This is a genomic window from Actinomadura luteofluorescens (genome assembly GCF_013409365.1).
Lineage (GTDB): Bacteria > Actinomycetota > Actinomycetes > Streptosporangiales > Streptosporangiaceae > Spirillospora > Spirillospora luteofluorescens.
Window position 1 is genome coordinate 959,453 of sequence record NZ_JACCBA010000001.1, and the last position, 21,152, is coordinate 980,604.

General features: G+C 70.5%; 22 protein-coding genes. 10 read left to right on the forward strand and 12 right to left on the reverse strand.

Annotated elements, in window-relative coordinates; all coding sequences use genetic code 11:
- Positions 1-75: 75 nt before the first annotated feature.
- Complete coding sequence (locus BJY14_RS04170; protein ID WP_218905087.1) at positions 76-780, reverse strand: NAD(P)-dependent oxidoreductase; 705 nt, start codon at positions 778-780, stop codon at positions 76-78.
- A 71-nt stretch (positions 781-851) separates the two neighbouring features.
- Here BJY14_RS04170 and BJY14_RS44335 point away from each other — a divergent pair, with 71 nt between their 5' ends.
- Positions 852-1,037: a MerR family DNA-binding transcriptional regulator gene (locus BJY14_RS44335; protein ID WP_312878970.1), complete on the forward strand. Its 186-nt coding sequence runs from the start codon at positions 852-854 to the stop codon at positions 1,035-1,037.
- A gap of 380 nt (positions 1,038-1,417) precedes the next feature.
- A complete protein-coding gene (locus BJY14_RS04180) occupies positions 1,418-1,996 on the forward strand; it encodes a DUF6939 family protein (RefSeq protein ID WP_179842385.1) in 579 nt (192 codons plus the stop codon).
- A gap of 525 nt (positions 1,997-2,521) precedes the next feature.
- Here BJY14_RS04180 and BJY14_RS04185 read toward each other — a convergent pair.
- The gene (locus tag BJY14_RS04185; RefSeq protein ID WP_179842386.1) at positions 2,522-3,769 is read right to left on the reverse strand and encodes a CynX/NimT family MFS transporter; all 1,248 of its coding nucleotides are present in this window, start codon (positions 3,767-3,769) and stop codon (positions 2,522-2,524) included.
- A 22-nt stretch (positions 3,770-3,791) separates the two neighbouring features.
- Between BJY14_RS04185 and BJY14_RS04190 the strand changes: the two genes are divergently transcribed.
- Positions 3,792-4,487, forward strand: a complete 696-nt coding sequence (locus BJY14_RS04190; RefSeq protein ID WP_218905092.1) for a FadR/GntR family transcriptional regulator — start codon at positions 3,792-3,794, stop codon at positions 4,485-4,487.
- Between the two features lie 79 nt (positions 4,488-4,566).
- On the opposite strand, the gene BJY14_RS04195 is transcribed toward BJY14_RS04190, so the two are convergent.
- Entirely contained in the window at positions 4,567-5,409 is an 843-nt protein-coding gene (locus BJY14_RS04195) for a VOC family protein (RefSeq protein WP_179842387.1), read from the reverse strand.
- Positions 5,410-5,878: 469 nt separating this feature from the next.
- Entirely contained in the window at positions 5,879-6,337 is a 459-nt protein-coding gene (locus tag BJY14_RS04200; RefSeq protein ID WP_179842388.1) for an Lrp/AsnC family transcriptional regulator, read from the reverse strand.
- A 93-nt stretch (positions 6,338-6,430) separates the two neighbouring features.
- Here BJY14_RS04200 and BJY14_RS04205 point away from each other — a divergent pair, with 93 nt between their 5' ends.
- Positions 6,431-7,300, forward strand: coding sequence for an LLM class flavin-dependent oxidoreductase (locus BJY14_RS04205; protein ID WP_179842389.1), 870 nt, complete (start codon positions 6,431-6,433; stop codon positions 7,298-7,300).
- The gene (locus BJY14_RS04210) at positions 7,297-7,722 is read left to right on the forward strand and encodes a nucleoside deaminase (RefSeq protein WP_179842390.1); all 426 of its coding nucleotides are present in this window, start codon (positions 7,297-7,299) and stop codon (positions 7,720-7,722) included. Before BJY14_RS04205 ends, BJY14_RS04210 begins: the two co-directional genes overlap by 4 nt.
- Before the next feature lie 57 nt (positions 7,723-7,779).
- Here BJY14_RS04210 and BJY14_RS04215 read toward each other — a convergent pair whose 3' ends face one another.
- Genes BJY14_RS04215 through BJY14_RS04230 form a run of 4 tightly spaced genes read right to left on the reverse strand, consistent with a single transcriptional unit; the run spans position 7,780 to position 11,685 of the window.
- The gene (locus tag BJY14_RS04215) at positions 7,780-9,051 is read right to left on the reverse strand and encodes an FAD-dependent monooxygenase (protein ID WP_179842391.1); all 1,272 of its coding nucleotides are present in this window, start codon (positions 9,049-9,051) and stop codon (positions 7,780-7,782) included.
- A gap of 20 nt (positions 9,052-9,071) precedes the next feature.
- Positions 9,072-9,701 carry a maleylpyruvate isomerase family mycothiol-dependent enzyme gene (locus BJY14_RS04220; protein ID WP_179842392.1) on the reverse strand — a complete coding sequence of 210 codons (630 nt, stop codon included), beginning with the start codon at positions 9,699-9,701 and terminating at the stop codon, positions 9,072-9,074.
- Entirely contained in the window at positions 9,701-10,531 is an 831-nt protein-coding gene (locus BJY14_RS04225; protein WP_179842393.1) for a fumarylacetoacetate hydrolase family protein, read from the reverse strand. The genes BJY14_RS04220 and BJY14_RS04225 overlap by 1 nt, the downstream gene beginning before the upstream one ends.
- Positions 10,531-11,685 carry a cupin domain-containing protein gene (locus tag BJY14_RS04230; RefSeq protein WP_179842394.1) on the reverse strand — a complete coding sequence of 385 codons (1,155 nt, stop codon included), beginning with the start codon at positions 11,683-11,685 and terminating at the stop codon, positions 10,531-10,533. The genes BJY14_RS04225 and BJY14_RS04230 overlap by 1 nt, the downstream gene beginning before the upstream one ends.
- Before the next feature lie 67 nt (positions 11,686-11,752).
- Here BJY14_RS04230 and BJY14_RS04235 point away from each other — a divergent pair, with 67 nt between their 5' ends.
- Positions 11,753-12,523, forward strand: coding sequence for an IclR family transcriptional regulator (locus tag BJY14_RS04235; protein ID WP_179842395.1), 771 nt, complete (start codon positions 11,753-11,755; stop codon positions 12,521-12,523).
- 57 nt (positions 12,524-12,580) lie between these two features.
- Here the strand turns inward: BJY14_RS04235 and BJY14_RS04240 are convergent, their stop codons facing one another.
- The 3 genes from BJY14_RS04240 to BJY14_RS04250 form a co-directional block, all read right to left on the reverse strand.
- Positions 12,581-13,696 carry an NAD(P)/FAD-dependent oxidoreductase gene (locus BJY14_RS04240; protein WP_179842396.1) on the reverse strand — a complete coding sequence of 372 codons (1,116 nt, stop codon included), beginning with the start codon at positions 13,694-13,696 and terminating at the stop codon, positions 12,581-12,583.
- A gap of 74 nt (positions 13,697-13,770) precedes the next feature.
- The gene (locus BJY14_RS04245; protein ID WP_179842397.1) at positions 13,771-15,255 is read right to left on the reverse strand and encodes an acyl-CoA synthetase; all 1,485 of its coding nucleotides are present in this window, start codon (positions 15,253-15,255) and stop codon (positions 13,771-13,773) included.
- Entirely contained in the window at positions 15,255-15,725 is a 471-nt protein-coding gene (locus BJY14_RS04250) for a MarR family winged helix-turn-helix transcriptional regulator (RefSeq protein WP_218905096.1), read from the reverse strand. Before BJY14_RS04250 ends, BJY14_RS04245 begins: the two co-directional genes overlap by 1 nt.
- Positions 15,726-15,842: 117 nt before the next feature.
- Here BJY14_RS04250 and BJY14_RS04255 point away from each other — a divergent pair, with 117 nt between their 5' ends.
- The 4 genes from BJY14_RS04255 (at position 15,843) to BJY14_RS04270 (ending at position 20,064) form a co-directional block, all read left to right on the forward strand.
- On the forward strand, positions 15,843-16,748 hold the full coding sequence (locus BJY14_RS04255; RefSeq protein ID WP_179842398.1) for an SDR family oxidoreductase: 906 nt from the start codon (positions 15,843-15,845) through the stop codon (positions 16,746-16,748).
- Positions 16,749-16,753: 5 nt separating this feature from the next.
- Complete coding sequence (locus BJY14_RS04260; protein ID WP_179842399.1) at positions 16,754-17,632, forward strand: amidohydrolase family protein; 879 nt, start codon at positions 16,754-16,756, stop codon at positions 17,630-17,632.
- A 14-nt stretch (positions 17,633-17,646) separates the two neighbouring features.
- Positions 17,647-18,099, forward strand: coding sequence for a MaoC family dehydratase (locus BJY14_RS04265; protein WP_281382060.1), 453 nt, complete (start codon positions 17,647-17,649; stop codon positions 18,097-18,099).
- 129 nt (positions 18,100-18,228) lie between these two features.
- Positions 18,229-20,064: an acyl-CoA dehydrogenase gene (locus tag BJY14_RS04270; protein WP_179842401.1), complete on the forward strand. Its 1,836-nt coding sequence runs from the start codon at positions 18,229-18,231 to the stop codon at positions 20,062-20,064.
- Positions 20,065-20,154: 90 nt separating this feature from the next.
- On the opposite strand, the gene BJY14_RS04275 is transcribed toward BJY14_RS04270, so the two are convergent.
- Positions 20,155-21,102, reverse strand: coding sequence for an ABC transporter permease (locus BJY14_RS04275; protein WP_179842402.1), 948 nt, complete (start codon positions 21,100-21,102; stop codon positions 20,155-20,157).
- Between the last annotated feature and the right edge of the window lie 50 nt (positions 21,103-21,152).

Sequence of the window (21,152 nt, forward strand, 5' to 3'; positions counted from 1 at the left end):
GTAGTGGTGACGTGAGGCCGAGGGTTCGGCCGCTGACCGCTTCTCGCCACGGGGCTATGCCACAGTGCCGGGTGGTCAGCCCGCCGCCTGCGGATCTCGGTTCGTGTGGCCGCGGCCGAGGAACTCGGCGAGGCGGGCGGCGGAGTCTCCTTCGTGGCCTGCCGACACCGCGGCGTCGACAGTGTTCTTGGCAGCCTGGGTGACGGCCGGGGAGACCCCGGCCTCCTCCAACGCGTGAACGATGTGGAAGCTCGCTGCCCGCCCGGGGTCGTCCCCGAGATGGACCGCCGCGCCGCCCAGCGCCGCCGGCGTGTGGCGGTGGCGGTCGAAGAGGACGACGGGTCCGCTGTAGAGAATGCGGGTCGCCTCCGTACCGATGGCCGCCGCCGGAGTCATGATCGAGCCATCGAGGTAGAGCACGCCCAACTCGTCCGCCCTGGCGGCCAGCTCACGCGTGCGCCCCGGACCTTCGGAGGTGAGATTCACCAGCCTGGTACCAGGCAGCCGCGACCGACCCGACTCCGCCAGCGCCCGGTCGAAGATGGCATCTACCGCGTTGGCGTCGATGACGCATACGATGACCAGCTCGCCGGCGTCGAGCGCGGCCAGCGGGCTGCCGGCCCAGACGGCGCCGCGGGCGAGCAACTCGTTGGCTTTGTCGGCGGTCCGGTTCCACACCGTGGTCGGGTGACCGGCAGCGAGAAACGCCGAGGCGATGGCGCGTCCCATAGGCCCCATTCCCAGCACGGTCACCGGCGCAGGCGAGAGCTGCTGGATCAATGTCGTGTTCTCCCTTCGTTCGAGAACGCCGGGGTTTCGGCGTGGCCGTTACGCTAAAGGTTCACGTTGGCGTGAAGGTCAAGCTGAGAGGCAGCAACGGAGTGCAGATCGGTGCACTGGCACGGCACGCAGGGGTGAGCCCTCGCGCGTTGCGCTACTACGAGGAGAAGGGGCTACTTGTTTTCACCGAACTGAACGATGTGCGCTCGGCGCCGACGGGAATCATCAGCGCAGGCAAGGCCTTCGCGGGCAGGTAGCCGGACCCGGCATCGGCTACCTCACCAGCAGCAGCCTCGCTGACGACCTCCTGCTGACAAGCTGAACCGCCCGGCCCCTCGGTCCGCACAACAGGGCCTGCGGGCGGCGAGAATCGCAGTGCACCCCGGTAATGCCCTCCGCTTCCAGACCAGGCGATGCGTTCGCCGCCTTCATGTTCAACACGACGTAGCGCGTCATTGATCTTCAATGTCGGCGGGGCAACGCCTGGGCAGGACGTCGGCCGGTCGCGAGTGCTGCCCGCCGACATGGATGCCCGGTCTCTGGTGGCTGCTTCGGCTTGTTCGCGGGAGGAGGCCGGCTTCCGAAATGTCAGAGCCTTCGTCGAAGCTGGGAGGGCCGTCAAATGAGGGGATCTTCCGTGCCCATCCATCTCGCGAGCCGCCGTCGTACCGTGGCGTCGCTGACCGCCGAGTTCCCCGGCGCGCAGATCATCGACACGACGTCCAAGGCGATGGAGCCGTGGGTACGGCTCAGCCCGTTCTACCCCCACGGCGGTATCCCGGTTCCCTTCTGCGATGGCGTGACCGCCCAGTCGGTCGAAGGGATCTGGCAAGCGCTGAAGGTCTTCGAACACGCCGACATCGACCCCGCCAAGCTCCAGGTCACCACCATGCGGGGCTTGAAGCGCACCGTGCGCCGGCATGGCCCCGTGAGGGGCCATCGCGCTGGACTCGACAGTGATCGCCTGCTCGATTACGTGACGGCCCGCCGCCTGATCTATCTGCCGTCCTACCGATGGGTCTTGGACCACCGCGTCACGGACCTGCTCGAGCGGCTTCGGCAACTCAGCGATCGGGCAGAGGTCGTGCTGCTCGACTACACCACCAACGGCGACCTCACCGACGTCACCAAACCGTTGTCCCACGCCGCTCTCATCCGGCAATACATCGAACGGCCCGCCGAGCGACCGGCGCAGCGAGTGTTCACGGCCGGGTGAATGGTCCAGGTCTTGGAGACCGGTCATCATCCCTATTGCGGCTACACCCTTATCGGCTGGGTTGCCGACCGCCCGGACGCACCAGGGTCGAGTGCCGGCTCGTGAGGAGCCTGCCGCTGATCGGGGACCGGTGAGCACCAGGTAGTAGTCAAGCGTTGCGGACGAGTTGGTGTCCAGCACGCCTTCCGCTTTGAGGCACCACTTGACGTTGACCGTCCGGCCCTGAAGCGGGCCGACGCGAAAGCGTCCATCGAAGGCGGTGTTGAAGGCCGACCCCTCCAGCTCGCATTGCGAGACCAAGATTTGACGGCCGAGGGCGAACACATTCTTCTGCCGCGTGTGGTCGGTCTGGCCTTGCGCCTGATGCGAGCGCAGCGTCGTAGGTATGACCTGCTTCGGTGAGCTTCTGGAAGCGGCTCCCGGTACCGGGACCGCGGTAGGGAGGGCCTGCAATTCGCGACGCTCGCCTACCTGGCCGCTACGCGGTGCACGAACGTGATTGCGGTGAGGGGGCTGTCGTTTGAGTCAGCCGACTTGCCGGTCGCGGCCAGCGAAGAGGCCGGCGGCTAGTTGCGGGAGCATCAGCAGCGCCATGAAGACCAGCGGCGCCCGCCAGTTGCCGCTGTGCTCGTACAGAGCGCCTACCAAGACGGGGCCGGGGATGGACAGGAGGTAGCCGGTGCTCTGGGCGAAGGCGGACAGCCGGATCACGGTCCCACTGTCGCGGCCGCGCAAGCCGATCATCGTGAGGACGAGGGGGAACGAGCAGTTGGCGACACCCAGCAGGCCGGCCCACACCCACGGTGCGGCGGCTGGGGCGGCCCACAGCCCGCCATATCCCGCGAGGCCGAACAGACCGATCGCGATGGCCACCCCGCTCTGGTTGCGCAGACGGCCGGCGACGGCGGCCAGCACGAACGACAGCGGGATGCCGAGCACCGAGGTGACGGCGAAGAGCAGGCCGGCGGTCTCGGGGGGAAGTCCGGCGTCGCGGTAGATCTGCGGTAGCCAGCCGATGATGATGTAGGCGGCGGTGGCCTGCAGGCCGAAGTAGAGGGCGAGAGCCCAGGCCGTCGGACTCCGAGTGAGACGGGTGCGGGGCACAGAGCCTTCGACGGTGGGGCCCGTGTCTGGGGAACCGAGGGTGGAACTGGCACGCTTGCGGGCCAGGACGAGCCACGGCGGCACGGCGATGGCGGCGAGCAGGGCCCAGGCGCCCAGGCCGATCCGCCAGTCGCCACCGAACCGCCCGGCCAGGGGGACGGTGGTGGCGGCGGCGGTCGAAGCGCCGACGTTGAGAGCCATCGAGTACAAGCCTGTCATCGCGCCGACGCGTTCGGGGAAGCGCTGCTTGACGACGACCGGGAGCAGCACGTTGGCCACAGCGATGCCGGCGAGCGGCAGGGCGCTGAGCACGGCGAACAGGGCGCCACCGGCCGCGAGCGGGCGGACCGTCAGCCCGACTGCGACCGCCGCCATGCTGGCCGCGATGACGATGTCGCGCCCACGGCCGGCCAGCCAGGGGGCGGCGAAGCCGATCAGGGCGAAGCACACCGCCGGCATGGAGGTGAGCAGCCCCGCGTAGCTCGCACTCATCCCCAAGCCGGCCTGCGCCTCTTCGAGCACCGGCCCAACGCTGGTGACGGCCGGCCGGAGGTTGACCGCGGCCAGGACCAGCCCGATCGCCGCGAGACGGTGCCCCCAGATGGCGGCGCGGTGCGTGTCGTGCAGTGGGGCTGCACCTGGGCGTGTTCCTGCATCCTCCTGAGTCACGCCAGGATCGTATAATCATGGGATGAATATGCCACCGGTTCCCCGCCCGGCAGGGCTGTTCGACCACGTGGTCGCCCGGCTGCGGCAGCAGATCACCTCGGGCGCCTGGCCAGTGGGTTCCCGGATCCCGACCGAGCCGGAGCTGGTTCGGCAACTCGGCGTGGCCCGGAACACGATCCGGGAGGCCGTGCGGGCGCTCGCCCACAACGGCCTGCTGGACGTACGCCACGGTTCGGGCACCTACGTCATCGCCACCAGCGAGCTGGCCGGCGTCATGCAGCGCCGCTTCGCCGCCGCAGACCAGGGTGACGTGATCGCGGTACGGGCCGCCCTGGAAGTGAGCGCGGCGAGGATGGCCGCACAGCGCCGTACCGAGGAAGATCTACTGCGGTTGGACGAAATGCTGGACCGGCGCGAGCGTGCCTGGGCGTCCGGGAACCGGGACGCTTTCGTGGACGCAGACGCGGCTTTTCACCGCGCGGTGGTGTCCGCATCCCACAACGAGGTGCTCGTCGAGCTGTACGCGGACCTCGGACAGGTGATCCGTCAGTCGCTGCACGAGCATTTCAGCGCCGGGCTGCAGCCTGACGGCTACATGGACCACGCTCGCCTGCTCGAGGCGATCCGCAGCTCGGCAGCGGATACGGCGGCCGCCGAGGCGGCTTCCCACACTTCCGGTTGCCGCCCGTACGCTGAACGGCCCTCGAAGAACGGCTGACCAGTCTGATACGAGAGCTTCTGACTTTTTACACGCGGTGGGGAACGTTGCGTGCGAGAAGGCGGAAGGGTTTCTGGGGCTATCGCCGCAGACGGGAGCGGAGGCTCGGCGGCTTCTGCCACCACTTCCGATTATTCTCAGGAGGCGGGTGGTGCGGCGTGGAATTCAGCCTGTTGCCCATCCAGTCGCCGTGCGGGGTGATGACGGCGAAGCGGGCGCCCGCAGGATCGGTCATGAACGCCATGCGCCCCATCGCCACTTGCTCCTCGTCGGTCGGGCCAAAACGGATGCTGGCGCCCAACTCCGCGGCCCGGCTGACCGTGGCGTCGCAGTCCTCGACCCAGATCCAGGGGAACCAGTGGGGCGGGTAACCCGTCGGAAACGAGTCATCCATCTCGATCACGCTTGCGACCACGTGCCCGCCGGCCTTCCAGGCGGTGACGGGGCGGTCGCGGAAACGGCGCTCCACGGCCTGCCAGCCGAACACCTGCTCGTAGAACATGCGCGCCTGCCCGGGCCGACGACAGGCGAGCTCCACCCAGCAGACGGCGGAGGGCTCATCGATGACTGCGGCACCGTGAAGCCGCCGGGGCTGCACGACGGCGAAATCGGCCCCCTCGCGGTCGCCGAACATCGCGAGCTGTTCGAGATCCGCGACATCGATGAGGTCGGACAGCACTTGACCTCCAGCGTCCGCCACCGCCTGCCCGGTGGTCTGCAGATCGCCGGCACGGAAGTAGCAGAGCCAGGACGGGTACTGCGCACTGTCGGCGAGCGGCTGCATCCCGAGCACCTCCGGGCCCAGGTCGCCAAGAGTGAACATGGACAGGTCGGTCAGGCCTGGGATCGTCACGTCATAGACGCCCCACCCGAACAGCTCACAGTAAAATTCTTTGGACCCCTCCACGTCGGGGCTGGCCAACTCAATCCATGCCGGCCACCCTGGCGGGTACTCCGTAATATCCGGCATATCAGCATCACCTTTCCAGCCACTTTATGCCAATGACTGTCAGATGATTAAACAAAGCCGGGGTATCGATAAGCTAAATTTCGCGCAAATGTGTTGCCAAATAGCCCTGTAGGCCTTTGCGTTCCAGGACGGTAGGCAGTCCGAGGCTCCCAAAGAGGTGGCCGCGCACTGGCGGCAGAGGTTCTCTCCACGAACCCGAGCGGGCCCTGTCAACCCCGCAGCTCGGCCCGGGAGCCGGACGAGGGCCGCGAGTCCTTGGTCCGTGACAGCAGCATCGGATGGTCGCGCGGGTGGCACCGGTTCGGAGTCGGCTCAGCGGGTCGGGAGACACGCCCGCTCGCGGCGACCTCGTCCCGCGCAACCGCCCAACGGACGAACTGCGCTCTGACGGCCATCTGGGTACCCGGCCGATGATGCTCGCTCACGGATGATCGGGGGCGGTTCGCGGGCCCCGGTAGGGCAGGGTCTGGCTGTAGACGACGTTGGTCGTGGTGCTGCCGAACTGGGCGAGTTCGTCGACGATCCGTTCGAGGTGGGCCATGGAGCCCGCCGCCACCTTCAGGGTGTAGCAGTCCTCGCCGGTGGTGCGCAGGCATTCGAGGATCTCCAGGCGCTCGCCGAGCAGGCGGCGCAGCGGCTCGTGCCGGCTGCCGGGGTACTTCAGGCGGACGACGGCCAGCACGGCGAATCCGACCTTCGCCAGATCGATGTCGGCTCGGTATCCGGTGATGACCCCCAGCGCCTCCAACCGCCTGACCCGTTCGGTGGTCGCCGAGGCGCTGAGATTCACCCGGCGGCCCAGCTCGGTGAGGGGAACGCGGCCGTCCTGCTGGATCTCCGCCAGGATCGACCAGTCGGTTACGTCCAGATCCTCGGTCATTCGCCGAATGTACCGGTAGGTTCACGGTGATGACGGTCGAGCACCGTGAGCACCGCCTTCAGAAACAAGTGATCAACTGGATAGCGTCGTTCTGTGCACATTGGGGTGAATGTTCCGAACTTCGGGCCGGGGACGGCTCCGGCCGTGTTGCGGCGCTGGGCGCAGACCGTGGAGGCGCTCGGTTACGACCTGTTGATGATCTCCGACCACGTGGTGGTGACGCCCGACGTCGCCGAGCAGTATCCGGCTCCGTTCTACGAGCCGTTCACCACCCTCGCGTGGCTGGCCGGTGTCACCGAACGGGTCGCGCTCGGCACCTCGGTGCTCATCGTGCCGTACCGGCATCCCCTCCTCATGGCCCGGATGGCGGCGAACCTCAATCGGTTCAGCGACGGCCGGCTGGTGCTCGGCGTGGGCGTCGGCTGGGCCCGCCAGGAGTTCGACGCGCTCGGGGTGCCGTTCGAACAGCGCGGGCGGCTCACCGACGACCACCTCCGTGCGATGCGCACCGCATGGGCGGACGAGGCCGACTACCAGAGCGGGCCGATACCGATCTGGGTCGGCGGGAACACCGACGTGGGCCTGCGCCGGGCGGTACGCCTCGGTGACGCCTGGCATCCCCTGCGCATGACCATGCCGTGGTTGCGCAGCGCGGTGGACCGGATGAAGACCGTCGCGCAGGCGTTGGAACGGCCGGTACCCGCCCTGGTCCCCCGCATCGTTCTGCGGCTGACCGACCTACCGGTCACGGGCCCCGAACGCCGCGTCGGCGAGGGCACCATCGACCAGGTCCTCGAGGACTTGGAAGAGCTGCGGCTCCTCGGCTCCGAGACCGTTGTGCTCGACCCGTTCGACAGGGACCCCGCGGAGACGCTGGCCCCAAGCAAAGCCTGGCAGGCGCTGGCGACCGTGGCCGACCGCTGGACCTGGACACACTCGACTCAGCGAGGGGAACCACAGTGACACCTCAAGACGAGAACTTCCTGCGCAGGGCCATCGAGCTGGCCTCCAAGGCGCGCGAGAGCGGGGACGCACCCTTCGGATCGCTGCTGGTGGGGCCGGACGGCGAGGTGCTGGCCGAGGAGCACAACACGGTCACCAGCGACGGCGACATCTCCGCCCATCCGGAGCTGAAGCTGGCCCGGTGGGCGGCCCGCGAGCTGGACCCGCCCACGGCGGCGGCCACCACCATGTACACCAGTTGCCAGCCCTGCGACATGTGCAGAGGCGGCATCGAACGGTCCGGGCTCGGACGCGTGGTGTACGCGCTGTCCAATGATCAGCTCGCCACGCTCAAGCCGGGCGGCGGCTGGCCGCAGGTGCCCCAGGAGGGGCCGGCCCTGTTCGAGGAGGCCCGCATCCCGATCGAGGGCTTCTACCACTGACGATCAACCGAGCCGTGCCACGGCCGGCAAGCCGGCGCGGCCGGCCCCCGGGTTCTCTCACGACCGCCTGACGCCACAGGTCGCCGTGAGAGGGTCCGCCTTCGACGCCAGGGGCACCGGTGTGAACATCGGCGGCTCTTCGGAGGGCTCCAAGGCGGTCGGCCCGTAGAGCCAGTCCACGAACGAGTAGTCGTCGATCGCACGTTCCCGTAGCAGGGCGTTGCGGTTTCGGCGGGACGTCCCGTCGAGGTGCCACAGGTCGCCCCAGGCGCGCGAAGCGGTGAGCACACGGCGGCAGTGCTCGGGCCGGACGGCCTGGTAGGCCGCGAGGACGGCCGGCCAGTCCACCGTCCCGTCGTGGGCGAGACGCCGGGCGAGGTGTTCGCCGAGCACCCAGCCGTCCTCGATCGCCATGATCGCGCCCTGGGCGATGTACTGAAGCGGGGGGTGGGCGGCATCGCCGAGGAGGGCGATGTTGCCGTCCACCCAGGTCATGAGCGGCTCGCGGTCGTACATGCGCCACCAGCGGTCGCGCCACATGTGGGGCAGCCCCTCGCGGACGAAGTCACAGGTCCGCTCGAAGGCCGCGTCCAACTCGTCCGGCGTGCCCCAGTCCTCTTCGCCGGCACGTGCCTTGGGCGACTCGAAGACGGCGACCTGGTTGAGCAGTCCGCCGCCGCGCAGCCCGTAGTGGACGAAGTGGCAGCGCGGGCCGACGTACACGACGACCTCGGACAGGTCGACCTCCGCCCCCCGGCCGCTCGCGGTCGGTGTGGTGCCGCGGTAGGCGACGTAGGCCGACGAGACCGGCCGGTCGTCCGAGAGGAGCCCGCGCGCCACCGAATGCAGCCCGTCGGCCGCGATGACCACCCGCGCTTCCTCCCTGCGGCCGTCGGCAAGCGTCACGCATGCGCCCTCGGCGGTGTTGGCGTAGGCGACCACCGACTGCGAGGTCCGCAGATGGACGCCGGCCCGCTCGCAGGCGCGCAGCAGCATGGTGTGCAGGTCGCTGCGGTGGATGACCAGGTAGGGGTGGCCGTAGCGCCGCTCGAGGTCGCGCAGGTCGAGCCGGGTCAGCTCCGAGCCGTCGACGGCGTCGCGCATGATCATCGCGTGCGGCAGGACGCCGAGGGCCGCCGCCTCGTCCAGCAGGCCGTAGTCGTCGAGGATGCGCGTGCAGTTGGGGGCGAGCTGGATTCCCGCGCCGACCTCGCCGAAGGCGGCGGCCTGTTCGAGCACGCGGACCGCGAGGCCGCGGCGGGCCAGCGCGTAGGCGGCCCCCAGTCCGCCGATCCCGCCGCCGACGACGAGCACATCAGGGTTGGTCATGGTCTCTTCCTTGTCGGGCGTCAGAGCCAGGGGCCGAGCCGCGGGGGGCCGGTGAGGGAGTGGGGCCGCCCGGCCAGCCAGGCGGCCACCTCGGGCAGCGGTCCGGCCGGCAGGCTCGACGTGCCGAGTTCCCGCTTGGCGGCGATGTCGTGGACGAGGGCCCGCAGGAAGTCGCCCGGCAGGTCGGCGAAGGAGACGCCGCGGTCCATGTCGACGGCATGGACGAAGACTTCGCGCGACCGCAGCCAGGGCACCTCGGTGGCGGGGACGGTGCGGCCCTGCGCCGTCACCACCTCGTTCCGCCACTGCCGCTCGGTCAGCGCCTCCGTCGCGGTCCGCAGCGCCGCGCACGAACGGGTCAGCCAGCCGGTCAGCTCCGGACCGCTCATCCGGGGGCCGCGCTCGATCCCGGCCGCCCGGTCTTCGGGCGAGGCGTACATCGGGGTCACGTCCCCGGTGGCCGCCCAGTGCACCAGGTTGCCGAGCGCGTCGGCGTTCGATGCGACGTGGGCGACGAGATGCCTGCGGGTCCAGCCGGGCAGCGGGCTCGCCGCGTCGTAGGCGGGCTCGGTCAGACCGCCGGCGGCGGCCAGGAACAACTCGGTGCCCTCCCGCATCCAGCGGTGGGCGTCGGCGACGGAACGGGCCATCAGACGTCCTCGACGATGCGGTTGGCGCAGGCGCCGAGGCCGTCGATCTCGGTCACGACCGTCTCGCCGCCGGTCAGGTAGACCTTCGGGTCGCGGGCGTGGCCGACGCCGGCGGGGGTGCCGGTGGCGATCAGGTCGCCGGGCCGCAGCCGGACGATCGTGGAGATGTACGCGATCAGGGAGACGGGGTCGAACAGCAGCGTGCCGGTGTCGTCGGACTGCATGACCGTCCCGTCCACGACGGTCCGCACCCCGAGGGCGGGGCGGACGCCGCCGACCTCGTCGGGGGTGACCAGATAGGGGCCGACAGGGGTCGAGGAGTCCCAGATCTTGCCCTGGGTCCACTCGATCGTGCGGAACTGCCAGTCGCGCGCGGAGATGTCGTTCATGACGGTGAACCCGGCGATCGCCGCCTCGGCCTGGGTTTCGCCGGCGCGGCGTACCTCCTCGCCGATGACGACGGCCAGTTCGACCTCCCAGTCCAGGGCGTCGGTCTCGGCCGGTTTGACGATGTCGTCATGGGCGCCGATCAGGGAGTCGGCGAACTTGGGGAACAGTGTCGGGTACGCCGGAAGTTCGCGGCCCATCTCCTCGATGTGGCGGGTGTAGTTGTGGCCGACGCAGATCACCTTCGACGGGCGTGGCACGAGGGGCGCGAAGTCGGCGTCCCGCACGTCGTAGGTCGCCCCCGTGCCTGACGCCGCTCTGGCCCGCCAGCCCGGCTCGGCGAGCAGGGCGCCCAGGTCGCTGAACCCGAGGTCGATGAGCTCACCGCCGTCGAGCCGGGCGGCGCGGGTGCCCTCGGGGGTGCGGATGGTGCAGAGCTTCATCAGGCGTCCTTGGCGGATCGGTTGAGCTTGAGCGCCTCGAAGACGGGCGCGTCACTGAAGCGGAACAGGTCCAGGGCTCCGGAGTAGGAGTCGGACGGCCCGGCATCGGACCGCACCGAGAACGGCTCCCACGAGGGGACGACGAACAGGTCTCCGCGGGTCACCGACCAGGTCCGGTCTCCGACCGTCACCGTGCCGGAGCCGTCGAAGACCTGGTAGACGCTGGAGCCGGTCTCACGGACGGGAGCCGTCGCGGCGCCCCGCGCCACGCGGTGGAACTCGGCGCGCACGGTGGGCAGCACGTCCGCGCCGTCGATGGGGTTGCTGTACCGGACGGCAGCGTGGCCCGGCTCCACCGTGGCCGCGAACCCCTGCTCTTCCAGCGCGAGCTGGTCGGCCAGCGCGCGGTCGGTGTACTCCCACTTGTAGGAGAGCAGCGGCGAGCCCGGGGTGGTGTGAGCGACGGCGACCGGACGCAGTCCGGGGTGGCCCCACAGCCGCTCCGAGCGGGACCGCTCGGGCGTGCTGCGCTCGTCCTGGGAGAGCTCCTCGCGTCCGAACTCGAAGAACTGCGCCTCGGTCAGGTACTGGAACGGGATGTCGAGGCCGTCGATCCAGGCCATCGGACGATCGGTGGCGTTGTGGTGGGCGTGCCAGTTCCAGCCGGCCTGCGGCAGGAAGTCGCCCCGGTTCATCGGCACCGGGTCGCCGCCGACGACCGTCCAGACTCCGGAGCCCTCGACGACGAAGCGGAAGGCATGCTGGGTGTGGCGGTGCTCGGGTGCGTCCTCGCCGGGCATCAGGTACTGGATCGCCGCCCACAGCGTCGGCGTGGCGAACGGGCGGCCGCCCAGCCCGGGGTTCGCCAGCGCGATCGCCCGGCGCTCGCCCCCGCGCCCGACCGGGACGATCCGGCCGGCCAGCTCGGCCAGCCGGACGAGCCGGTCCCATTTCCACACATGCGCGACGGCGCTGGACCGCGGCTGGGGCGGCATCAGTCCGCCGATCTCGGTCCACAGCGGGACGAGGAGTTCGGTCTCGAAACCGCGGTAGAGGTCTTCGAGCTCGGGGGTGGCGTCCGGCTGGCCCGGCGCGTCGACCGCTCGCAGTTTCACGGGAGAGTCCGCGAGAGCGTCGGCAGAGGTGCTGGTCATGGCGGTCATCGTGCTGCCTGTACTCTCTGAGGAAAAGAAAATTCTGTGTTACAGAATCGAGGACGGAGTGGACAAGCCGCTCAAGGAACCGCCTCCCTACGCCATCGCGAGCGTCGACAACGCCCTGCGCATCGCGACGATGCTGCAGCTCGAAGGCCCTCTGACCGTCTCCGAGGTCGCGCGGCGGCTCGGCGTCGCGAACTCGACGGCGCACCGGCTGCTCGCCATGCTCGTCTACCGGGACTTCGCCGTCCGCCGGCCCGACCGCGCCTACCGCGTCGGCCCCGTCCTGGAACTCGCCGCCCATTCGCAGTCGACGGCCGCCAGGCTGCGCGCCGCTGCGCTGCCGCATCTGCACGCGCTGGCCGAACTGCTCGAGGAGTCCGCCAACCTCACCATCCGCACCGGCGACACGGCGCGCTTCATCGCCAGCGTCGAGTCACAGCAGGTCCTGCGGGTCGGTTCGCGCGAGGGCATGGTCTTCCCCGCGCACCGCACGACCGGCGGGCTGCTGCTCCTGGCCGAACTGCCGCCGGACGGGCTGGCGGCCCTGTACTCCCCCGACCGCCACGATCAGCGACCGGACGTCGCTCCAGACCTCGACGCCCTGCGAGCGGACCTGGCACGGGTACGCCGCAACGGATTCGCCCTCAACGAGGGCCGCTCCGAGCGCGGCGTCGTCGCGGTCGGCGTCCCCGTGCGCGCACCGGACGGCGCCGCCGTGGCCGGCCTCTCCCTGTCGATGCCGAGCGCACGCTACGAGAAGGAGCGGCTCCCCCATCTGGTCGGCACGCTGCGCAAAGCGGCCAACGCACTGGAGCGCGACCTGGCCCGATGAAACCGCCCCGGCCCGATGAAACCGCTCCGCAAGGCCGAGGCGGGCTACCTCCTCAGTTCAGCCGCTGACACCGTTGCTCTGCTGCCCCGCCTGCCGGAGGATCTCCTCCGCGTCGTCGAGGGGAGGGTGAATGACGTCCAGGATGGTGTCCTTCAGTTGCTTGGCCTGCGCTCCGTCGAGTTGCACCTGGCGTTCCCAGCCGGTGGTGTAGAGAGCGCCGGCGGAGCCGAGGTCCAGGCACGTCACGTAGGGGTCCGGGTCGAAGTCCACGAGTGGGACGTCGAGCAGGTCGGCGGCGGCGTTGTGCCCGGCGGCCTTGCCCATGGGAGTGGCGAACTGGCAGCTTTGAATCACGTGATGGTCGGCGTCCGCGCGGGCGGCGGCGACGTCGCCGGCGGCGAAGATCTCGCCGTCGACGCGCAGCCGGCGGTCGACCAGGAGGCGGCCCAGCCGGTCCCGCTCGCCGGGGAACTGCGCCGTCAGCAGGCTTGCGCGCATGCCGCCCGTCCAGACGACGACGTCCGCTTCCAGGCGGGTGCCGTCGACGAGGTGCGCGCCGGTTTCGTCCACGGCCGTGAGGGTGGTGCCGAGCCGGACCTCGACGCCCAGCGCGGCGAGGGCCGCCTCGATCTGGGGACGGGGTCCCGGCCCGAGGTCCGGCGCGACCGTGTCAGCGCGCTCGATCATCACCACGGTGCCCCGTTCGGCGAGTTCGGTGGCGATCTCAAGGCCGGTGAACCCTGAGCCGACGACGACGGACCGGGCCCCGTCCGTGCCGTTCAACCGGCCGGCCAGCCTGGCCGCCCCCTCAGCGGTGTCGATGTCGTAGAGGAGGTCGGAGCCGGGGATCGCCGGGCGCGCGAGGCGGCTGCCCGCCGCGAGCACGAGCCGGTCGTAGGAGAGCAGCTGGTCGTCCGCGGTGATGTTGCGGGCCTCGGTGTCGACATCGGTCACCTCGGCTCGCAGATGTGAAACGCCGATGGGCTCCAGGAAACGCTTCAGCGGAACGCGGGACCATTCGGGGACGAGTCTGTGCAGGCGGGGACGCAGCACCATGTCCTCGTTGGGGGCCACCAGTGTGATGTCCAGGTCGGACTCACCGCGGACCAGGGCCGCCGCGGCGGCGCTCCAGACACCCGCGAAACCGCCGCCGATGATGACGATGCCGGACATGAGTCTCCTTCTACGCATGACAGGGGGTTTGTGTGATCACGGCGAGCGGGCCGGCCGCGCATCGTGCGGTGGCGTTACCGCAGCGCCTGCTTGTGGATCTTCCCCGACGCGGTGCGCGGCAGGTCCTCGACGAACTGGACGGTCTTAGGGATCTTGTAGCGCGCCAGCCGGCCGGTCAGGAAGCCGATCAGGCCGTCCCGGTCGGGGACGGCACCGGGCCGTGTCCGGACGAAGGCGCGGCCGACCTCGCCCCAGCGGCCGTCGGGCACCCCGATGACGGCGCATTCCGCGACGTCCGGGTGTTCCAGGAGCTGCGCCTCCACCTCGGCCGGGTAGACGTTCTCCCCGCCGGAGATGTACATGTCCTTGATGCGGTCGACGATGGAGAAGTACCCGTCTTCGTCCACCCGCCCGACATCGCCGGTCCGCAGCCAACCGTCCTCGGACAGCACCGCGGCGGTGGCCTCGGGGCGTTCCCAGTACCCCGGCATCACGGTCGGTCCCTCGATGAGGATCTCGCCCACCGCGTCGCCCGTGGCGGAGTGCTCCAGACGCACGTCGCTGAAGAAGTGCGGAACACCGGCGGACCCGGCCTTGGCCGTGCTCATCTCGGCGCTGAGGATGAGGGCGCCCGGCGCGGCCTCGGTCAGCCCGAACCCTTGCAGGAACTCCAGCCCGCGTTCCTGGTACGTGCGGATCAGCGGCAGCGGCACGGGCGCCCCGCCGGCCAGAAGGGAGCGCACGGACGACAGATCCGCCGCCGCCCAGCGGGACGACCGCGCCAGGTCGGCGAACATCGTCGGCACGCCGAACATCCAGGTCACCCGGTGCCGTTCGATGAGGTCGAAGCAGGCGTCGACGTCCCATCCGGGCATGAGCACGGCGGCGCCGCCCTTGAGCAGGGTCGGCAGCAGCGTCATGTTGAGCGCCGCGACGTGGAACAGCGGCGCGCTGACCAGGGTCACCTCGTCGCGGGTCAGGTCCAGTTCCACCAGGGTGTTGAGACAGTTCCAGATGACGTTGCCATGGGTCAGCGTCACCCCTTTGGCGCTGCCCGTGGTGCCCGAGGTGTAGAGGATGAGCGCGGCATCATCGTGGCCCACGGGCTCGTCGATGGGATCGTCGGGAGCGGCGCGAACGACGGACTCGTAGTCGTGCGCGCCGTCCACGCCGCCGTCCACGGCCACCAGGAGCGGCGGCGCCGTCAGGTCCGCCACCACACCGGCGCTTTCGGCGCTGTAGATCAGCACCGACGCCCTGCAGTCACGGAGCTGGTGATCCACCTCCGCGACCGCCAGCCGGGTGTTGAGCGGGACGAAGACGGCGCCGAGCGTGTGAGCGGCGAACAGGCTCTCCACGAAGGAAGGGCGGTTGGGGCCGAGGTAGGCGATGCGGTCGCCGCGGCCTAGCCCGAGCCCTCGCAGTGCGTGGGCGAGCCTCGTCACCCGCAGGTAGAGGTCGGCGTAGCTGACGGCGCCGTGTTCACCGAGAAGGGCCGCCCGGTGAGGGCCGCTGCGCACCCGGCGGGCCGGCCATGATCCGAGGCCTTGGTTCCGCATCAGGATTCCTTTCCGGGTGCCGGAGCGCCGTCCCCGTCGCCGGTGAAGGCCAGCCGCTGGAGCAGGCCCAGCAGCAGATCGCGTTCCTCGGGGGCCAGACGCTCCAGGAATCGTTCCCTGGCCGCCTCGACATCCTTCTTCGCCTGCTCGCGCAGCTCCCGGCCCCGCGGAGTGGGCGCGACCAGCCGCGCACGCCGGTCGCCGGGATGGGGCAGGCGCTCGACCAGCCCCTCGGCTTCCAGGGCGTCGACCAGGGCGACCACCGGGCTCGGGTCGAGCCCCAGGTAGGCCGCGATCTCGCGCTGCGAGGCCCCGTCGCGGTCGCACACGTACGACAGGACGGAGAAGTGCCGGACCCGCAGGCCTCGGCCGGCCAGATGGCCGTTGGTGATCCGCACCATGAGCCCGCTGGTGCGGGCCATCAGGAAGCCGACGTCGCCGGCCAGCTGCATCTCTTCACGTCCCGTCACCGCGGCATCCACTCCCTAAACGATGGCGACATCAATAATTGAAGCTATCATCTATATTGCCGTAGTGTCCAGGCTGCGACCCGCATGGAGCGGACGCCCGAACGCGAAGGAGAACTCATGGATCTTGCTGGGAGGGTGGCCGTCGTCACCGGCGCCGGCGCCGGGCTCGGGCTGGCGTATGCCCGGGACCTGGCCGCGGCCGGCGCCCGGGTGGTGGTCAACGACGTGGATGACGCCGCGGCCGAAGCCGTGGCGTCATCGATCCGCGCGGCCGGCGGCGCCGCGGTGGCCGAGGCGGGCGCCGTCGGCGACTCGGCGGTCGCGCAGGCGCTCGTCGACCGCGCCGTCGGCGAGTACGGCCGGCTCGACGTGATGGTCACCAATGCCGGAGTGCTGCGGGACACGGTGCTGTGGAAGATGACCGACGAGGACTTCGACGCGGTGGTCGACGTCCACCTGCGGGGCACGTTCACCTGCGTGCGGGCGGCCGCCGTCACCATGCGGGCGCAGGGCGAGGGCGGCCGGATCATCTGCGTCGGCTCCCCCACCGGCCAGCGCGGCAACTTCGGCCAGACCAACTACGCCGCCGCCAAGGCCGGGATCGTGGGCATGGTGCGCACCTGGGCGATGGAACTCGCCAGGTCGCGGATCACGGTGAACGCCGTCGTCCCCGTCGCCGGTACGGCGATGACCCGGACGGTGCCCTTCCTCAAGTCCCATGTCGAGGCGCTGGAACGCGGAGCGGCACTGCCGTCCTTCGTGCGCCGCACCCTGGGGTTCGGCACTCCGCAGGACGCGGCCGGGCTGGTGACGTTCCTCGCGTCGGACGCGGCCGCGGACGTCACCGGGCAGGCGATCGGCATCGGCGGCGACCGGGTGAGCGTCTGGACGCACCCGGAGCAGGCCGCCGCCGCCTACTCCACCGGCGGCTGGAGCGCCGACGACCTGGCCGGCGTCTGGGCCACCGCGCTCCGGCCCCACCTGCAGACCTTCGGCGAGCAGCTTCCCCAGCCCCAGGAGTGATCCCCATGCCCGCACAGATCCGCACCGACGACCTCACCGCCCTCGACGTCCACGTCCACATCGAGGTGGACGACGACGGCCACACCTCGATGGGCGGCGAACTGCTCGAGGCCTCGGCCGCGTACTTCAAGTCGCACCACCGCACCCCGACCGCGGACGAGATCGCCAGAACCTACCGGGACCGCGGGATGGCGGCGGTCGTCTTCACCGTGGACCACCAGGCGGCGACCGGCCACCCGCCGATCGCGAACGAGTTCGTCGCCGAGGCCGCCGCGCGGCATCCCGACGTCCTGATCCCCTTCGCCAGCCTCGACCCCGCGCGGGGCCGCGCCGCCGTCGCCGAGGTGTCCCGGCTCGTCGGCGAGTACGGTGTCCGCGGTTTCAAGTTCCACCCCAGCCTGCAGCACTTCGACCCGACCGACCGGGCCGTCTTCCCCCTCTACGAGGCCATCGCCGCGCAGGGCGTCCCGGCCGTCTTCCACACCGGCCAGACCGGGATCGGCGCGGGGCTGCGCGGCGGCGGGGGGATACGGCTCGGCCTGTCGAACCCGATGCTCCTCGACGAGGTCGCGGCGACCTTCCCCGATCTCACGATCGTCATGGCCCACCCCTCCTTCCCCTGGCAGGACGAGGCGCTGGCGGTCGCCACCCACAAGGAGAACGTCTGGATCGACCTTTCCGGCTGGTCGCCGAAGTACTTCCCTCCCAACCTGGTGCGCTACGCCAACTCGCTTCTGCAGGACAAGGTCCTGTTCGGATCGGACTTCCCGGTCATCACACCCGACCGCTGGCTCGCCGACTTCGAGCGCCTCGACATCAAGCCGGAGGTCCAGCCCAAGATCCTCAAGCGGAACGCGTGCCGGCTGCTCGGCCTGGCCGGATGAGCGGGGAGACCACCATGCCCAGGACCGTCACCATCGCCGGGCTCGCCGAACTGGTCGGCGAGGACCTCGGCCACAGCCGGTGGCTCACCGTTGACCAGCCGCGGATCGACACGTTCGCCGACGCGACGGACGACCACCAGTGGATCCACATCGACACCGCCGCCGCGGAGAACGGCCCGTTCGGGGGCACCATCGCGCATGGCTACCTCACGCTCTCGCTGCTCATCCCGCTCTGGAGCGAGCTGCTGGAGATCGAGGACGCCACCACGAAGATCAACTACGGCCTGGACCGGGTGCGCTTCCCGGCCCCGGTGCCGAGCGGCACCCGGATCCGCCTCCAGGCGGCCGTTGCCGAGGTCACCGGGGTCACCGGCGGCGTCCAGGTGATCGTCGACGCGACCGTCCACGCCGAGGGCGGGAGCAGGCCGGTCTGCGTCGCCCGCCCCGTCCTCCGGTACCTGGCCTGATCCGCGAACCGCCACGGCCCGTCCCGTCCCGTCCCTGGCGGCGAGGCCGCCTCGCCCGCGGCACCGTGCCGCCCAGGGCCGGCGGGCCGTGCCCGTCGCCCACCAGTGAGATCCAAGGAGCTCCGCACGATGGGGCATTTCAGAAGCAACGTCCGTGACATCGAGTTCAACCTGTTCGAGGTGCTGGGCGCCGACGAGGCCACCGGCCCGGACGGTCCCTTCGCGGACATGGACCGCGACACCGTCCGCGAGGTGCTGCGCGAGGTCGGCAAGCTCGCCGTGGGTCCGATCGCGGACTCGTTCGGCGACGCGGACCGCCATCCCCCGGTCTTCGACCCGGCGACCGGCTCGGTGACGCTGCCGGCCTCCTTCAAGAAGAGTTACGCCGCGCTCCGGGACGCCGAGTGGTGGCGGCTGGAGGCGCCGGTGGAGCTCGGCGGCACCGCGGCCCCGCGAACGCTGGTGTGGGCGGTCGCCGAGCTGGTCCTCGGCGCCAACCCGGCCGTGCACCTGTACGGCACCGGCGTACCGTTCGCCGGCGTCGTGCACCGGCTCGGCACCGAATCCCAGCGCGCGATCGCCCGACACATCATCGACCGGGGCTGGGGAGCCACCATGGTGCTCACCGAGCCGGAGGCGGGCTCGGACGTCGGCGCCGGCCGTGCGAGGGCGCTGCGGCAGCCGGACGGCACCTGGCACATCGAGGGCGTCAAGCGGTTCATCACCTCCGCCGAACACGACCTGAGCGAGAACATCGTCCATCTCGTGCTCGCGCGGCCGGAGGGGGCGGCGCCCGGCACCAAGGGCCTGTCGCTGTTCATCGTGCCGAAGTTCCTGTTCGACCTGGAGACCGGCGAGCTCGGCCGCCGCAACGGCGTGCGCGCCGCCAACCTCGAACGCAAGATGGGACTCAAGGCCTCCACCACCTGCGAGCTGAGCTTCGGCGCGGGCGAGCCCGCGATCGGCTACCTGCTCGGCGACGTCCACGACGGCATCGCCCAGATGTTCGACGTCATCGAGCACACCCGGATGCTGGTCGGCGTCAAGGCCATGGCGACGCTGTCGACGGCGCATCTGAACGCCGTGGACTTCGCCAGGACGAGGATCCAGTCGCCCGACCTCGCGCGCAGGGGCGACAGAACCGCCCCGCCCGTCACGATCATCCACCATCCCGACCTGCGCGCCGGCCTGATGCTCACCAAGGCGTACGCGGAAGGGCTTCGCGCCCTGGTCCTCTACACGGCCAGGTGGCAGGACGAGATCATCGTGGGCGGGCAGCGGGGCCTCGACACCGCACCGGCCCGGGCGGTCAACGACCTGCTGCTGCCCGTCGTCAAGGGCGTGGCCTCCGAGCGCGCCTGCGAACGGCTCGCGCACGCCCTGCAGACCTTCGGCGGCTCCGGCTACCTGCAGGACTACCCCCTGGAGCAGTACCTGCGGGACGCCAAGATCGACACCCTGTACGAGGGGACCACCGCGATCCAGGGGCAGGACCTGTTCTTCCGGAAGATCGTCCGGAACGACCGCGCCGCCCTCGCCGCGCTGACGGCGGAGATCACCGGGTTCCTGGACTCCCTCGCCGCCGACGGCCGGCTGGAGGGCGAGTGCGCCGCCGTGCGCGGCGCCCTGGCCGACGTCAACGGCATGGTGGACGCGATGCTCGAACAGCATCGGGCCGCTCGGCGCGACCCGCGCGAGATCTACAAGGTCGGCCAGAACACGACCCGCCTGCTGATGTCCGCCGGGGACCTCCTGGTCGGGTACCTGCTCCTGCGGCAGGCCTCGTCCGCCCTGGCCAGGCTGGACGGAGGGGGGCTCTCCGACACCGACCGGGCGTTCTACGCGGGCAAGCCGGCCGTCGCCCGGTTCTTCGCCAGGACCGTCCTGCCCGAGCTCTCCGCACGCCGCTCGATCGTCGAATCCACTGACAACTCCCTGATGGACGTCCCCGAGACGTCCTTCTGAGCGGGACTCCCCTGGGCGCCCCCGTCGTGCATGGGGCGCCCAGGGTTCGCGCGCGCCCGGACGATGGCAGGGAACGCTAACCGCGTCCCGTCACCCGCGGGCGGCTCTTCCGCGCGGCCGGCCGATGCTCGCCATGCCCACCGCCACCAGCAGAGCGGCCCCGTTGAAGACCTGGCTGACCCAGGAAGGGGCACCGACCAGGGTGAGGCCGCTCACGCTGACCGCCACGAAGAGCACTCCGATGACGGTCCCGAGGACGGAGGGACGCCCCATCTCGATCACGATGGTGCTGAGGAAGACCGCCGTGAGCGCCGGGAAGAGCAGGCTCATGCCGCTGTCGGAGGTCGCCGCGCCCTGGCGCGCCAGAAGGAGCACCCCCGCCGCCGCGGCGACGAGGCCGGACAGCACGAACGACAGGAACTGGACACGCGTGACGTTGACGCCGACAAGCCGGGCCGCGTTGGCGTTGGAGCCGACCGCGAAGAGATGGCGGCCGAGCGGCGTCTGGCCGATGACGAACCACACGACGGCCCCCATGCCCGCCGCCGCCAGCACGATCCGGGGAACGCCGAGCCACGTCAGCGACCCGAGGTCGGTCAGCCCCGCGGAGATGCCCTCCGTGATCTGCATGCCGTCGGTATAAGCGAAGATCGCGCCGCCCAGCAGCGTCGCCATGCCCAGGGTCGCGATGAAGGGGTTCATCGCGAAACGCGCCACCAGGACCCCCAGCACCACACCGATCAGGACGCCGGCCGCCAGCGCGAGCGCGATGGCCACCGGCATCGGCAGGCCGAACCTGGACATCCCGGCGGCCGCGACGACGCACGCGGTCGCGCTGACGGCCCCGACCGAGAAGTCAAGGTAGCCCGCGGCCATGGGGAACAGCAGCGCCAGCGCGACGGCCAGGCCCACCGCCTGGTTGGCCAGCAGCGCCTGGACGTTCGCCGAGCTGCGGAACGCCGCTCCGGACTCCGGCAGCACCGCGAACACGACGACCATGAGGACGAGCATCAGCAGCAGGCCGTAGCGTTCGACCACGGCGACAGCGGAGCGGGACCTCCGGACGCCGGACGCCGCCCTCCTCCCCG

Bases quoted from the DNA above. Each gene is read 5' to 3' on its own strand.
- BJY14_RS04190 (WP_218905092.1), top strand. From the start codon at position 3,792: ATGAATATGCCACCGGTTCCCCGCCCGGCAGGGCTGTTCGACCACGTG.
- BJY14_RS04200 (WP_179842388.1), bottom strand. From the start codon at position 6,337: ATGACCGAGGATCTGGACGTAACCGACTGGTCGATCCTGGCGGAGATC.
- BJY14_RS04215 (WP_179842391.1), bottom strand. From the start codon at position 9,051: ATGACCAACCCTGATGTGCTCGTCGTCGGCGGCGGGATCGGCGGACTG.
- BJY14_RS04220 (WP_179842392.1), bottom strand. From the start codon at position 9,701: ATGGCCCGTTCCGTCGCCGACGCCCACCGCTGGATGCGGGAGGGCACC.
- BJY14_RS04225 (WP_179842393.1), bottom strand. From the start codon at position 10,531: ATGAAGCTCTGCACCATCCGCACCCCCGAGGGCACCCGCGCCGCCCGG.
- BJY14_RS04230 (WP_179842394.1), bottom strand. From the start codon at position 11,685: ATGACCAGCACCTCTGCCGACGCTCTCGCGGACTCTCCCGTGAAACTG.
- BJY14_RS04240 (WP_179842396.1), bottom strand. From the start codon at position 13,696: ATGTCCGGCATCGTCATCATCGGCGGCGGTTTCGCGGGTGTCTGGAGC.
- BJY14_RS04245 (WP_179842397.1), bottom strand. From the start codon at position 15,255: ATGCGGAACCAAGGCCTCGGATCATGGCCGGCCCGCCGGGTGCGCAGC.
- BJY14_RS04255 (WP_179842398.1), top strand. From the start codon at position 15,843: ATGGATCTTGCTGGGAGGGTGGCCGTCGTCACCGGCGCCGGCGCCGGG.
- BJY14_RS04260 (WP_179842399.1), top strand. From the start codon at position 16,754: ATGCCCGCACAGATCCGCACCGACGACCTCACCGCCCTCGACGTCCAC.
- BJY14_RS04265 (WP_281382060.1), top strand. From the start codon at position 17,647: ATGCCCAGGACCGTCACCATCGCCGGGCTCGCCGAACTGGTCGGCGAG.
- BJY14_RS04270 (WP_179842401.1), top strand. From the start codon at position 18,229: ATGGGGCATTTCAGAAGCAACGTCCGTGACATCGAGTTCAACCTGTTC.